The organism is Pseudoalteromonas sp. TB51 (assembly GCF_000498055.1).
Taxonomy (GTDB): domain Bacteria; phylum Pseudomonadota; class Gammaproteobacteria; order Enterobacterales; family Alteromonadaceae; genus Pseudoalteromonas; species Pseudoalteromonas atlantica.
Window position 1 is genome coordinate 19,217 of record NZ_AUTO01000128.1, and the last position, 14,586, is coordinate 33,802.

Here is a 14,586-nt window from a genome sequence, read left to right on the forward strand (position 1 = left end):
CATTTCACGTGTATACCCCTGTATTAATATTTAACAAAAGTTATACTTTTCACATTGTGATAAATAAGGAATTCTTAATTTATGTCAGCAATTTATATAGCCGGTATCGCACTTTGTTCGGTGCTTGCCCAATGGGTAGCGTGGGCGTTTAAAGTACCCGCTATCTTGTTCTTATTGCTTACCGGTTTATTGCTAGGGCCGTTTAGTGGTGTATTAGACCCTGATGCTTTACTGGGTGATTTATTATTTCCTGTTGTGTCACTGAGTGTGGCTGTCATTTTATTTGAAGGCTCCCTTACTTTGCACTTTAGAGAGTTAAAAGGCATAAGTAAGGTCGTACGTAACCTGTGCTCTATCGGCATGATCACCACCTGTGTGGTAATAAGCTTAAGTGCCTATTGGTTACTTGAGCTTAACTGGCGGGTGGCTGCAGTATTAGGCGCAGTACTTGTAGTAACAGGGCCTACGGTAATCGCCCCTTTACTTAATTCGATGCGCCCAACACAAGATATTGACCGTATATTACGATGGGAAGGCATTGTAATTGACCCAATCGGTGCTCTTTTTGCTGTGCTTGTATTTGAAGCAGTCATGCTGGTAGGCCAAGGAGAAGTGCTTAGCCACACTATTATTGCACTTGTTAAAACAGTCGGCGTAGGGCTTTCTATCGGTGTTGTTGCGGGCTGGATCACCACACAGCTTATGCGCCGTGAATGGCTACCGTTTGAACTACATAAATTTGGCATACTTGCCTTGGTGCTTATTAGCTTTTCGGTATCTAATCACTTAAGTCACGAATCGGGATTATTAGCTGTTACCGTATTTGGTATTTGGCTTGCTAATCAAAATGATTTAGAAATCGATTCTGTACTTGAGTTTAAAGAAGACTTATCGATGATTTTAATATCATCACTGTTTATTTTACTTGCTGCACGGCTACAGCTTTCTGACTTGATGATGTTAGACAGCGACGTATTTATATTCCTTGCAGTGGTGTTATTTATAGCGCGTCCATTGTGTATTGCCATATCTACTTTTGGTACTGACTTGCCAATGAAATCGCGCTTGGTGCTATCGTGGATAGCCCCTAGAGGTATTGTTGCAGCTGCTGTTGGCTCGGTATTTGCGCTAAGTATGATGGAAGCTGGCGTAGCTGATGCAGAAAAAATGGTGCCGTTAATATTTACCGTTATTATCATCACTGTGGTATTGCAAAGCTTAACTGCTATTCCTGTTGCTAAGTTATTGGGCGTGCGCCAACCTTCTCCAAATACCATACTGATTATTGGTGCAAACCATGTATCTCGCGCTATAGGTAAAGGCTTACAAGAGCAAAGCATTCCTGTTCATCTATCAGACCCCGCATGGGAGAACTGTAAAATGGCTCGTATGGACGGCCTTGCCTGTTATTATGGTAACCCACAATCAGAGCATGCTGAGCGTTACTTGCCGCTCACAACAATAAGAACGGTATTAGCACTTTCACCAAACCGCCACCATAATGCGCTTGGTGTACAATATTTTTCTCACTTGTTGAATGAAAAAAATGTATTTTCACTGCGCTCATCTACATCGCATGCTAAAGCGAACAAAGACAGTGCAACATTCCTATCTAGACAAATTTTGTTTGGTGAAGATGGCTCTTACGCTCGCCTAAGCAGTATTATTGCTAAAGGCGGTAAAGTAAGTGCGACGCGTATTTCAGAAGAATTTGATTGGGAAAAATACCAAGAGATGAACCCTGAAGCGATCCCGTTGTTTATTTTAAAAGGTGATAAAGACAACGACGACGATACGCCAGTAAAGCTTCGCCCATTTACCAGTAATATGGAAAAGCCACCGCAGGAGGGCGAGCGTATATTTGCACTTCAACCGCCAAAAATGTCGGTGTTAAAAGACCCCGCTAAAACAAAAAATAAAGAAGAGAGCTAACCTCTTCCAGTTATTGCAAAAAAGCCCTAATTAAATATTAGGGCTTTTTTATTTTATAAAAATAGCGTGCATTATCGGCACTTACATGGGTAATCGGGCGCGGGCAACAACACTATCGGGCATTTTTTTAGCGAGTAAGCTAAGCGCACGCTCAATTTTTTTATGGGTTGCTTTATCTGCCACCATGGCATTGAATAACCAGCGATACGCATCTTCAAAGTCACGTGGGCTTCCGTAGCCTGCATTAAAAAGCTTAACCAGCCTTAGCTGTGCTTTTAAGTTCCCTTGCGCTGAGGCCTCTCGTAAGTAGGTAATGGCCATCGCTTTATCTTGCTGCACTAAGCGACCCGTGTCGTAATAACGTCCAAGCTGCTCTAATGCAGCCGCTAAGCCTTGTTCAGCCGCCTTACGCATGTAGTACACACCTAATTCCACATTGCGTTCAACACACACGTTATATGCCAGCATATCGCCATATAAAAATTGGTAAGATGGCAGCGCCATTTTATTGGCCCTTGCCTCTATATCTTGTACTAATTGGCAATCATCTGCCTTTACACGCTGCAAATGTGTATTTTTATTTATTAGTGCAATCAGCTCCGGTTCGGTATAAAGCGGCACCGCAGCGGGCGTTTCTTCAGCTAACACATTGCTACTTATAGATAAAAGTAACGGAGTGAGCAAAGACGCTAGAAAAGTGTTACAGGTAGATAGGCGCATGTTTACCACGTATAAAATAAAACTTATCAAATAATATACAAAGATCGTTCCAAGGTGAATTTTAGGCATAAAAAAAGCTGCAAAAAGCAGCTTTTTTTTAAACTAATGGTGATTAAGCAAACGGGTTGCGAAGTACCATTGTTTCTACACGATCTGGGCCGGTAGAAATAATATCAACAGGTACACCTGTGATTTCTTCGATACGCTTGATGTAGTCAATCGCAGCTTTTGGTAAGCCTTCAAGGCTAGTTACACCAACTGTGTTTTCAGACCAACCTGGCATCTCTTCATATACTGGTGTTACTTTCTCGTAACCCTCAGCAGCTAATGGCGTTACATTAGTCACTGTGCCATCTTCAAGCTGGTAACCAGTACAGATTTTAAGCGTTTCTAAACCATCTAAAACATCTAACTTAGTTAAACAAAAACCAGAGATGCTGTTGATTTGAACTGCGCGGCGCATTGCCACAGCATCTAACCAACCAGTACGGCGTAAACGACCTGTTGTCGCGCCAAACTCATGACCTTTATCACCTAAGTGCTTACCCACTGGGTCTTGTTTTTCAAGGCCATCGTAAAGCTCTGTAGGGAAAGGACCAGAACCAACACGTGTAGTGTACGCTTTAATAATACCTAACACATAGTCAAGGTTTAATGGACCAAAACCAGCACCAGTCGCAACGCCACCAGCCGTGGTGTTTGAAGAGGTTACATAAGGGTAAGTACCGTGATCGATATCAAGTAATGTACCTTGCGCACCTTCAAATAAAATGTGTTCGCCCGCTAAACGTGTTTGATCTAAAAGCTCAGTTACATCAACAACCATTGCTTTTAAGATGTCTGCAACAGCCATTGCATCATCAAACGTTTTTTGGAAATCAACAGCATCTACTTTGTAGTAATTAACTAAAGTGAAGTTATGGTATTCAAGTACTTCTTTTAGTTTAGCTGCGAATAATTCTGGATTGAATAAGTCACCTACACGCAAACCGCGACGGGCTACTTTATCTTCGTACGCAGGACCGATACCACGGCCAGTTGTACCAATTGGCTTGTCNGAGCAGTTTCGCGAGCTACATCTAATGCAACATGGAAAGGCAGAATTAACGGACATGCTTCACTAATTAAAAGACGCTCACGTACAGGTACGCCACGCTCTTCTAACATGCCAATTTCTTTCATTAGCGCTTCTGGTGATAAAACCACACCATTACCAATCACACATTTAACATTGTCACGTAATACACCCGATGGAATAAGGTGTAGAACTGTCTTTTCACCGTCAATAACTAAAGTATGACCCGCATTGTGGCCACCTTGGTATCGAACTACTAAAGATGCTTTGTCTGTAAGGAGATCAACAACCTTACCCTTACCTTCGTCACCCCATTGGGTGCCTAATACAACAACGTTTTTACCCATTGTAAATTCACTTCGAGAAAATTAGGACGAGATTTTACCAGAAAACGGAAGTAAAGATCACCCCTGTTCAGCTTATTTTTTCTGCGCGTATTTTTTAGGCCATCACACTTTTTAAATAACCACATATATAACAGTAATTTAAAGTTTTAAATTATACTTAACAAAAAGCCCCGCATAGGCGGGGCTTTATAACTTTTTAAATGATTAAGGCATCGCTTATTGCGCTGCAGCGCCTTTCATATATTTAAAGAAGTCACTATCTGGCGAAAGTACCATAACATCTTGTTTATCTTTAAAGGTCTTTTTATACGCCTCTAAAGAACGAACAAAACCAAAGAACTCTGGGTCTTTGTTGTATGCTTTAGCATAAATAGCGGCAGCTTCTGCATCACCTTGACCACGTACTGAGCGCGCATTACGCTCTGCATCAGCAAGCATTACCGTTACACGGCGGTCAACATTAGCACGAATAGTTTCTGCTTTTTCTTGACCTTCCGAGCGGTGCTCTTTTGCAACAGCAGTACGCTCAGCGCGCATACGTTGGTAAATAGAGCTACTCACTTCTTGTGGTAAGTTAATTTGCTTAACACGCACGTCAAGTACTTCAATACCTAACTCGCGCGCACTTTCAGAAGCTTGTACTAACGCCTCTTCCATTAGCTCACTACGCTCACCCGATACAATCTCGCGAATAGTACGCGTACCAAAGTTAGTACGCAGACCATTATTAACTTTTTGCTTTAGTAGTGTTTCAGCGTATTGCTTATCACCACGAGCACGAAGGTAAAATGCGCTAAAGTCGTTTACGCGCCATTTAACAAACGAATCAACAATTAAGTCTTTTTTCTCGCTTGTTACAAAGCGGTCTGGCGTGCCATCTAGCGTTTGAATACGTGCATCAATACGACGTACTTGGCTAAAAAATGGTACTTTTAAGTGAAGGCCTGGGCTGTATACAACGGCTTTGTCTTCACTGTCTTTTTCAACTTTGCTAAATAGCAACACAATCGCTTTTTGCCCTTCAGGTACTACAAATACCGCAGAGAAAGACATAACAATGGCAGCTAATAGTATGACTAAACTAAAGTTTTTCATTACGCTTATCTCCCGTTATTGTTAAAGCGATCACTGTTAAAACGGTCATTACCGCTATTCACAGTGCTATTTCGTGATGTATTTACTTTATTGCGTAAATCTTGAATATCACTTGAGCTTGGTAAAGCTACACGTGTTGCAGTGCCTTGCTTTTCCATAATTTTATCAAGTGGTAAGTACATCATGTTGTTACCGCCTTTAACATCAACAATGACTTTAGAACTGCTGCTAAGCACCTCTTCCATAGCATCAATGTATAAACGTTCGCGCGTTACTTCTTTAGCTGCTTGATACTCAGGTAGTAGCTTTTCAAAACGAGCCACTTCACCTTGTGCTTCAAGTGTAATGCGTTCTTGATAACCTTCTGCTTCTTGCGTCATACGTGTTACTTGGCCACGCGCGCGCGGTTCAATCTCACGTGCATACGCTTCTGCTTCACGGATGAAACGCTCTTCATCTTCTTGTGCGGCAATAGCGTCATCAAATGCATCTTTTACTTCAGTTGGTGGACGTGAATCTTTAAAATTCACATCGGTCACAATTAAACCTAAGTTATACGGTTCGATGATTTTATTAAGCTCATCCCACGTATTTTGACGAACAACTTCACGGCCATTAGTCAGTACTTGGTCCATTTTTGCATGGCCAACAACGTAACGTAACGCGCTATCAAGCGCTTCCTCTAAGCTGTTATCAGCATTAGTTACGCTAAACTTGTAAAGGTACGGGTCAATAACACGGTATTGCACTTCAAACTCAACGCTTACTACGTTTTCATCTTCCGTTAGCATAAACCCAGATGCAGATAATGAACGTACAGCTTCAATATCTACCGGAATAACCGTTTCAATAAAGGTCATTTTCCAGCGTAGGCCTGGCTCTGCAATACGGTCATACTTACCAAATTGCAGTACCACACCACGTTCGGCTTCTTTAACCGTATAAATACCACTTAACGCCCACACAATTGCGGCGATAATGAGGATAAATGAAATACCGGCTCCGCCAAGTCCACCGCCACTATTATTGCCGGATTTTTTTCCGCCAAATATGCCGCCTAACTTGTTGCTAAACTTACGGAACACCTCGTCTAAATCAGGTGGGCCTTGATCACGTCCGCCTTTATTGTTCCACGGATCTTTGTCATTGCCATTATTACCCGGTTCATTCCAGGCCATAGCTATACTCCATTGTTATCTAAATAAATTAGGAAATTGTGTTAAATCTATCAAATCTACCGCGTTTCTCATACAAAAACCGACATTTATATGCCAATTTTTAATCGCGATTGATAAAACCCTCAATTTCAGGACCAAACTCTTTAATTAATCGGTTCCATTCAACCATAGGTAAACGTACATCCAACAACCAGTTACCATGTTCATCAAAGCGCTCTTCATGGACTGCACTTAAGCTAAACAAAGACGCTCTTAAGCGGCCATATTGAGGGGCAAGTAATAACGTACCACTAAGCATTTTCTTAGCAAGCAGGTCACTTATTGCTTCGCTAAGTAGCTCACACCCTTCGCCGGTTTGTGCAGATAACCATACTCTTATAGGCTGCCCTTGGTCATCCCGATCAATTCGTGGGCTTACATCATCAAGCGCATCAATTTTGTTATAAACTAATAATTGCGGTACTTCATCAGCTTCAATCTCTTTTAAAACCGACTGTACTTCCTCTATGTTTTCGCGTCTGCGCGGGTCTGCCACATCAATTACATGTAACTGTAGGTCGGCTTCACGCGTTTCTGTTAGTGTTGCTTTAAAGGCTGCCACTAAGTCATGCGGTAAGTGGCGAATAAATCCCACTGTATCGGCCAAAATAACCGAACCAACATCACCTATATCAAGTTTACGTAGTGTTGGGTCAAGCGTGGCAAAAAGCTGATCCGCTGCGTATACATCTGAGTCTGTTATACGGTTAAACAGGGTTGATTTACCCGCATTGGTATACCCTACAAGCGACACGGTAGGAATTTCGTTACGCGTACGCGCACGTCTACCCTGCTCGCGTTGTACAGCCACTTTGGCTAATCGGGCACGAATATTTTTAATGCGCGCGCGCAATAAACGTCTATCGGTTTCAAGCTGTGTTTCGCCTGGGCCTCGTAAACCTATTCCCCCTTTTTGGCGCTCAAGGTGAGTCCACCCTCGGATTAACCGAGTAGACATATGCCTAAGCTGAGCAAGCTCTACTTGTAGCTTACCTTCGTGGGTACGGGCTCTTTGGGCAAAAATATCAAGAATAAGTGTTGTTCTATCAAGTACACGACATTGGCAAACGCGCTCTAAATTACGTTCTTGAGACGGACTTAATTGATGATTAAAGATGACAACATCTGCATTGTGGATTTTGACAATCTCAGCTATTTCTTCTGCTTTACCGGTACCGACGAATAGTTTCGGATGTGGTGCTTGGCGGCTGCCTTNCCGCCAAACTACTAACACCAGCAGAAGATACCAACAACTCTAATTCATGAAGATCTTCACGATCGCCATCTTTAGGTAAGTCGATATGAACTAAGACTGCCTGTTCGCCGGATTCATAGCGGTCAAACAAGCATTACGCTCCTAATTAAATATTTCCTGGTTCTTGCTCTTCAGTGTCATCGCTCCCTTGAACACCTTGGAAGTTGACTGCACGAGCAGGTACAACTGTTGAAATTGCGTGTTTATACACCATTTGGTTTACAGTGTTTTCAAGTAAAATAACAAATTGGTCAAATGACTGAATTTTACCTTGTAATTTTATGCCATTTACCAAAAAGATTGATACTGGAATGCGCTCACGACGTAGTGCATTCAAAAATGGGTCTTGTAACGATTGGCCTTTTGCCATGTTATTGTTCCTTCGTTCTAGGTGTTATTATAATTTAAGTAGCTGAACTTATTTAATTAAATAAATAATTCGCAACTACTACTAGCTTAGCGAACTTACTACGCGATGCAAGTTTTCTTCATCGTCTGTTGTTAACCAAGTAACATCAGGCCAACTCCGTAACCACGTTAGCTGACGTTTTGCCAGTTGACGCGTTGCAGCAATGCCGCGAAAAACCATCTCATCATGGTCTACTTCACCCGCAAGATAATCCCACATTTGTCTATAACCTACACAACGAATAGAAGGCATATTGGGGTGTAAATCCTTACGTAGATATAGGGTCGAAACTTCTTTTTCAAACCCCTGTTCTATCATTATTTTAAACCTTTTTTCAATTCGCTGATGTAATTCACTGCGATCATCAGGCGCAATCGCAAATTGATGAAAAGTATAAGGTAACGTTGGCTGCTTTTGCTTTTGCAATTCAGTCATTGTTTTACCACTAATACGGTAAACTTCCAAAGCTCGATTTATTCTTTGTGAATCATTTTCACTTATTTTGTCGGCCGCTTGCGGATCTACTTTAGCCAGCTCTTGATGTAAATGTGGCCAGCCAAATTGTTTTGCTTGCGCTTCAAGCTCTGCTCTAACGACTGGGCAGGCTTCAGGCAGTGGCGATAATCCATCAATTAAAGATTTAAAGTACATCATGGTGCCACCCACTAATATTGGTACTTTACCTTGTTGATGGAATTCATCAATTTTTTTTATCGCATCACGTCTAAAATCGGCGACCGAATAGGTTTCGCTCGGATCGAGTAAATCAATTAAATGATGCGGAGCACGAGCAAGCTCTTCTGCATCGGGCTTTGCCGTACCTATGTCCATACCTTTATACACTAACGCTGAATCAACGCTGATTATTTCTGTATTTAAGTGCTCACACAGTGAAATTGCCAACGCCGTTTTACCAGCTGCGGTTGGGCCCATTAAAAATATGACCGGTAAATTGCTCAACACGGGTACCTTAATTTAATTGCGTTAAATAGTGTTCTAGGTCTATTTTAACTGCTTTTTCTTTTAAACGTTCAATTGTTTGCGGATTATTTTGTAAGCTAATTTGTAATTCAATAAATGCATTACTTTCATAAAAGCGTTCTGGTACACAACTAAGCTGCCATGTAAGCCACGCTTGTAACTCGTTGAGCTGTGTTTTACATGCGCCAAGCAAGTTTTCAACCGCGGCTGATACTTCAAGTAAATATAAACACGTGGGTAGCTTTTTAACCATCACAAACTGTTTTTCAATAACTAGCTCAAAGCCTAATAAAGTAAACCACGATTGCTGTTGAGCTATTAGTTCGCAGTCAGCTTTTTCAAGGTTAACCCTTACTGGTAGTAACAAGGCTTTACCCTCTAAATTACCCAGCTCTTTTATTTGTGCATGCCAGTAATCAACAAGTGCATGCTTATAGTGTGAGCAAAATAACTGCTGCTGCTGAGTAAATACACACACACCTTTATTTACATTTAATACCTGCACACTTTTTAATGCGTGTGCAGCGCTTTCATCAGTAACGGGCTGCGTTGATACACTATGCTCAAAATGAGCGGCTTGTTGCTCACTCACCCCTTGATAAAATGCATTTACATCGTGATGATTTGCACTATGTTTTTGAGACGGTGAAGCATACCCCGCAGCGCCCCCCCCTGACCCTGCACGATTAGAGGGGGCACGACTATTAAAACCACCGTTTTGTGAATCTATTGGCTGNCTGGCTGGCTATTAGCCGCATGACTTGGCTGCTCAATAAACGCTGAGGATTGGTAATCATCTGTGGGCGCTTGATTAGTTGCAAATTCGCCTTGTAGAGGCACAACTACCTGCTTAATCGCCTGTAATATAAAGTCGTGCACTAACCGGCCTTGATGAAAACGCACCTCGTGCTTAGCAGGGTGAACATTTACATCCACTTGCCTTGGGTCAATATCAATATAAATAACAAAACCTGGGAGTTCTTGCGCTCCACTTACCTCTTCAAACGCCTGACGAATAGCATGTAAAATTAGCTTATCGCGCATCATGCGATTATTTACATATGTATATTGCGTGGTATTAGCTGATCCCACTGGCAATACCCAACCATGTAGCTGTAAACCACTTTCGCCAGATTGAATATGCAATCCTTGCTCAGCAAAGGCTTTACCTGCAACTTGCGCAACTCGAGTAATCGCTTGATTTGGGTCCGTTTTAGCACGGTACTGCCTAACCACCTTTTGGTTATGCGTCAGTGTAATCGACACATCAAAACGACTCAGTGCAATACGCTTTATAAGCTCATCAATGTGGCTAAATTCGGTTTTTTCGGTGCGTAAAAACTTGCGCCTTGCTGGGGTGTTAAAAAATAAATCTTTAACTTCTATCGTTGTGCCATCTGGGTGGGCTACCGGCTTTACTTGCACGTCCATATCGCGGCCCTGTGCAAACGCTTGCCACGCGGCATCTTGTGCTTTGGGCTTTGAGCTAAGCGTTAAACGCGATACCGAACTAATAGATGCAAGCGCTTCCCCTCTAAAGCCTAAAGAGCAAATGTTTTCTAAATCATCGAGTGATTTAAGTTTACTTGTTGCATGGCGTGAAAGCGCTAAAGTGAGCTCATTTTTGCCAATACCTGAGCCATTATCACGAATACGAATAAGCTTGTGACCGCCACGCTCTATGTCTATTTGCACACGCGTTGCGCCCGCATCTAAGCTATTTTCTACCAGTTCTTTAACCACTGAAGCCGGGCGTTCAACCACTTCACCTGCCGCTATTTGGTTAGCTAATCGTGCAGGTAATATTTCAATACTCATGAGGCCCCTAATACGTGTACAGGTTTAATAAACATCAACTCTGCGGTATGTCCAGCTCTTGACCTATAAACAAGGTGTTTGAGCGTAGTTGATTAACTTGCTTTAATTTGGCTACCGATACGCCATACCGACTCGCTAATAGGCTTAGCGATTCACCTGGGCGAACTTTATGTTTAGTTGGGTACTGCGATTTAAGCTTTGCAAATAACGAATCATCAGGTGGGTTTTTTAAGTAATAATTTTTTATAGACGTAAACATCGCTTTAGCTAAGCGTTCCTGGTGATTAGCGCTTTTTAACATGCGCTCTTCACGGGGGTTTGAAATAAAACCTGTCTCAACCAAAATGGAAGGAATATCTGGCGACTTTAATACGGCAAGACTTGCATGTTGTGGATCTTTTTTATGTAATTTAGCGACCTTTTTTAGCTCTTTTACTACTTCTTCGGCCACACTAAGCCCTGTTTTCATTGAGTGGTCCATCGACATATCAAGTAGCGCTTGCGCGAGGTATTTTTCGTTAGCAGCATCTTTAATTACATCAGCTGCACCACCTAAAAGCTCAGAGTGTTTTTCTTTATCTTCTATCCATTTACCAATCTCAGAATTAGCGCGACCAAGCGATAACACCCACACCGAAGCACCATTTGGCCCAGGGCTGGTAAATGCATCAGCATGAATTGACACTAAAAAGTCGGCTTTTTTCTGGCGTGCTCGGTTGGTACGGGTATTAAGCTTAACAAAGTAGTCGCCACTTCTTACCATGCGCGAAATCATGCCACGTTCGCCGTCAATCATACGCTCTAAACGTTTAGCTATTTGCAGGGTAATGGTTTTTTCATACGTACCAGAGGGGCCAATAGAACCAGGGTCTTCTCCGCCATGGCCCGCATCAATTGCAATAACAATGTCTCGCTCTTGGCTTAACTGGCGCGTTTTAGCTGCTTTTTGGGCAGGTGTAGTGCTTACTGCGGGTTCACTTTTATTATATAAATCCACAACCAGCCTGTTTTTGTACGGGCCAGTAGGTGCCAGCGCAAAAATAACCGGCTTAATAGGCGCTGTTAGCTCAAATACAAAACGTACACTTTGTTTATTTTTAGGCTTTGAATAGCGCAGCTTGCTTACAATTTTGTGCTTAGAAGGAATACTCGGTAATACTTTTAACCCTTTGGTGTTTTCAAGGTCGACCACTAAGCGACTCGGGTTTTTAAGCATAAAATAGCTGAAATCGGGCTTATCATCTAAATCAAATACCACCCGCGTGCTATCTGGCGAGGGCCATACTCGTACACTATTTATGGTATTTTTTGCCCACAACGGTAAGCTCACAGCGAAAACTATGAAACAAATAAAAAGTTTAACTACACCTCGATTCATTATAACTACCATTGCCTTAACTATTTATTATTATGAGAGCGGGCGCCTTAACCCGCTATTAGCTTATTAACCTAAACGTTGGATAGTAAATCTACCTTAAGCCGCTATTTTGTACGCCAACTAAAAAGGTAACTTTGATGCTTTTATATTTCAATGTGTTAGTAAGTATATTAACTCGGGTTTAGGTTAGTTAGTTTTTCGACAATTGCTATTCCGCGCTCGCTGGCACTATTAATAACAATTTTGCGCTCATCGCCAAAGTAACTTAAGGTAATGTCTAAATCGGGAACTGGTATAAATTCTCCCCCTTTTTCTGGCCACTCAACAATACAAATAGCCTGCTCAGAAAAGTAATCTCTTATACCCATGTACTCAAGCTCTTCAGGATCGCCTAACCGGTATAGGTCAAAATGATATACATTAGCACGTGTCAGTTCGTATGGCTCTACCAACGTATAGGTTGGGCTTTTTACCTTACCAGTGTGGCCAAAGCCTTGCACTACACCACGCGTAAATGTTGTTTTACCTGCGCCTAAATCACCGTGTAAATAAATTACTGCACCTTGCTCTATAATAGCAGCCACTTTGTTACCCATTGCTACTGTGGCTATTTCATCATTTAGGTGAGCTTCAAAACTACGCGTCATTGTTACCTCAAAAATTTACTAAAAGCGCATCTTTGCTAATCATACCAGAATATTTCTTGAAGGCGATAAATTGGCGTTTTAGGCATAAAAAAACCGGCCTAAGCCGGTTTTAATTAACTGGGGCTTTATAGCCCTAGTTTTTTCTCAAGGTAGTGGATATTTGTACCACCGCTTTGGAAGTTTTCGTCTGCAAGAATTTTCTTATGTAATGGCGTGTTTGTTTTGATGCCATCAATAACTAATTCGTTCAGCGCATTACGAGCACGGGCAATAGCCACATCACGGTTTTCACCGTAAGTAATAAGCTTACCAATCATCGAATCGTAATGTGGAGGTACTGTATAGTCAGCATATATATGGCTATCCCAACGAATACCTAAACCACCTGCAGGGTGGAAACGTGTAATTTTACCCGGCGACGGGATAAACGTTTCTGGGTCTTCTGCGTTAATACGACATTCAATTGCATGGCCGCGGATAACCACGTCATCTTGCGTGAAAGATAGCGGTTGCCCAGCAGCAATTTTCAGCTGCTCTTTAATTAAATCAACACCGCTTACCATTTCAGTCACTGGGTGCTCAACTTGAATACGGGTGTTCATTTCGATGAAGTAAAATTCGCCGTTTTCGTATAAAAACTCAAACGTACCCGCACCACGGTAACCAATTTCGATACATGCACGTGTACAGCGCTCACCAATAAATTTACGCACTTCTGCCGTTATACCTGGAGCAGGCGCTTCTTCAACTACTTTTTGGTGACGACGTTGCATAGAACAGTCACGCTCACCTAAATGAACAGCATTACCTTGTCCATCAGCAAGTACCTGAATTTCAATATGGCGAGGGTTTTCAAGGAATTTTTCCATGTAAACCATGCTATTACCAAAAAACTGTTTCGCTTCTTGTTGAGTAAGTGCGATTGAATCAATTAATTCAGCTTCGCTACGTACTACACGCATACCACGGCCACCACCGCCACCAGCGGCTTTAATAATTACCGGGTAACCAATGCGCTTTGCAATTTGCATGTTGCGTTCTTTGTCATCCGATACCGGACCGTCAGAACCTGGCACACATGGTACACCGGCTTTGCGCATTGCATTGATTGCCGATACTTTATCGCCCATAAGACGAATAGTGTCGCCTTTTGGACCAATAAATACAAAGCCGCTTTGCTCAACTTGGTCAGCAAAATCTGCATTTTCTGAAAGAAAACCATATCCTGGGTGAATCGCTACAGCGTCTGTTACTTCAGCAGCCGNGGTCTACCGATACAAATGGTTTCATCTGCAAGTAATACGTGCTTAAGATCGCGATCCGCCGTTGAATGCACAGCAACCGTTTTGATCCCAAGCTCTTTGCAGGCGCGCAATACGCGAAGTGCTATTTCACCTCGGTTTGCAATGACTACTTTATCTAACATAAGAGTTGGCCTTTAGGTTACTAAATTATTCAATGATGAATAGAGGTTGATCAAATTCTACTGGTTCGCCATTTTCAACTAAAATAGCTGTAACTGTACCCGCTTTATCTGACTCAATTTGGTTCATCATTTTCATTGCTTCAACGATACATAAAGTATCACCTACTTTAACTTGAGAACCTACTTCTACGTATGCTGGCGCTTCTGGAGAAGCTGCTGAGTAAAATGAACCAACCATAGGTGATTTAACTTGATGGCCTGCAGGTGCTGCTGGTGTAGTATCGGC

At 42.1% G+C, this 14,586-nt stretch carries 9 protein-coding genes and 4 pseudogenes; 1 reads left to right on the top strand and 12 read right to left on the bottom strand.

All coding sequences use genetic code 11. The annotated features are described in order from the left end of the window. The first annotated feature begins 81 nt into the window (after window positions 1-81). Window positions 82-1,932: a cation:proton antiporter gene (locus L650_RS0106615; protein WP_029772605.1), complete on the top strand. Its 1,851-nt coding sequence runs from the start codon at window positions 82-84 to the stop codon at window positions 1,930-1,932. 81 nt (window positions 1,933-2,013) lie between these two features. On the opposite strand, the gene L650_RS0106620 is transcribed toward L650_RS0106615, so the two are convergent. The 12 genes and pseudogenes from L650_RS0106620 to accB form a co-directional block, all read right to left on the bottom strand. Next, entirely contained in the window at window positions 2,014-2,652 is a 639-nt protein-coding gene (locus L650_RS0106620; RefSeq protein ID WP_029772606.1) for a tetratricopeptide repeat protein, read from the bottom strand. Window positions 2,653-2,764: 112 nt separating this feature from the next. Then, a pseudogene (locus L650_RS0106625) lies at window positions 2,765-4,074 on the bottom strand (adenylosuccinate synthase). 216 nt (window positions 4,075-4,290) lie between these two features. After that, entirely contained in the window at window positions 4,291-5,169 is an 879-nt protein-coding gene (gene hflC / locus L650_RS0106630) for a protease modulator HflC (RefSeq protein WP_004587662.1), read from the bottom strand. 5 nt (window positions 5,170-5,174) lie between these two features. Then, window positions 5,175-6,347, bottom strand: a complete 1,173-nt coding sequence (hflK, locus tag L650_RS0106635; RefSeq protein ID WP_004587663.1) for an FtsH protease activity modulator HflK — start codon at window positions 6,345-6,347, stop codon at window positions 5,175-5,177. A gap of 100 nt (window positions 6,348-6,447) precedes the next feature. Continuing rightward, window positions 6,448-7,732, bottom strand: a pseudogene (gene hflX / locus L650_RS0106640) (ribosome rescue GTPase HflX). Between the two features lie 15 nt (window positions 7,733-7,747). Beyond that, on the bottom strand, window positions 7,748-8,011 hold the full coding sequence (gene hfq / locus L650_RS0106645; RefSeq protein ID WP_004587665.1) for an RNA chaperone Hfq: 264 nt from the start codon (window positions 8,009-8,011) through the stop codon (window positions 7,748-7,750). Window positions 8,012-8,092: 81 nt separating this feature from the next. Continuing rightward, a complete protein-coding gene (gene miaA, locus L650_RS0106650) occupies window positions 8,093-9,010 on the bottom strand; it encodes a tRNA (adenosine(37)-N6)-dimethylallyltransferase MiaA (protein ID WP_029772607.1) in 918 nt (305 codons plus the stop codon). A gap of 10 nt (window positions 9,011-9,020) precedes the next feature. Further along, a pseudogene (mutL, locus tag L650_RS0106655) lies at window positions 9,021-10,849 on the bottom strand (DNA mismatch repair endonuclease MutL). Between the two features lie 34 nt (window positions 10,850-10,883). Then, on the bottom strand, window positions 10,884-12,227 hold the full coding sequence (locus L650_RS0106660) for an N-acetylmuramoyl-L-alanine amidase (RefSeq protein WP_029772608.1): 1,344 nt from the start codon (window positions 12,225-12,227) through the stop codon (window positions 10,884-10,886). Window positions 12,228-12,397: 170 nt separating this feature from the next. After that, the gene (tsaE, locus tag L650_RS0106665; RefSeq protein ID WP_029772609.1) at window positions 12,398-12,874 is read right to left on the bottom strand and encodes a tRNA (adenosine(37)-N6)-threonylcarbamoyltransferase complex ATPase subunit type 1 TsaE; all 477 of its coding nucleotides are present in this window, start codon (window positions 12,872-12,874) and stop codon (window positions 12,398-12,400) included. A 125-nt stretch (window positions 12,875-12,999) separates the two neighbouring features. Then, window positions 13,000-14,300 (bottom strand): annotated as a pseudogene (gene accC / locus L650_RS0106670) (acetyl-CoA carboxylase biotin carboxylase subunit). Window positions 14,301-14,325: 25 nt separating this feature from the next. Further along, window positions 14,326-14,586: acetyl-CoA carboxylase biotin carboxyl carrier protein (gene accB / locus L650_RS0106675; protein WP_029772610.1), on the bottom strand; the 261-nt coding region annotated here is incomplete at its 5' end.

What these genes read in the sequence shown, in the direction of transcription:
- L650_RS0106615 (WP_029772605.1), top strand. Translation starts at nt 82, where the DNA reads ATGTCAGCAATTTATATAGCCGGTATCGCACTTTGTTCGGTGCTTGCC.
- L650_RS0106620 (WP_029772606.1), bottom strand. Translation starts at nt 2,652, where the DNA reads ATGCGCCTATCTACCTGTAACACTTTTCTAGCGTCTTTGCTCACTCCG.
- hflC (WP_004587662.1), bottom strand. Translation starts at nt 5,169, where the DNA reads ATGAAAAACTTTAGTTTAGTCATACTATTAGCTGCCATTGTTATGTCT.
- hflK (WP_004587663.1), bottom strand. Translation starts at nt 6,347, where the DNA reads ATGGCCTGGAATGAACCGGGTAATAATGGCAATGACAAAGATCCGTGG.
- hfq (WP_004587665.1), bottom strand. Translation starts at nt 8,011, where the DNA reads ATGGCAAAAGGCCAATCGTTACAAGACCCATTTTTGAATGCACTACGT.
- L650_RS0106660 (WP_029772608.1), bottom strand. Translation starts at nt 12,227, where the DNA reads ATGAATCGAGGTGTAGTTAAACTTTTTATTTGTTTCATAGTTTTCGCT.
- tsaE (WP_029772609.1), bottom strand. Translation starts at nt 12,874, where the DNA reads ATGACGCGTAGTTTTGAAGCTCACCTAAATGATGAAATAGCCACAGTA.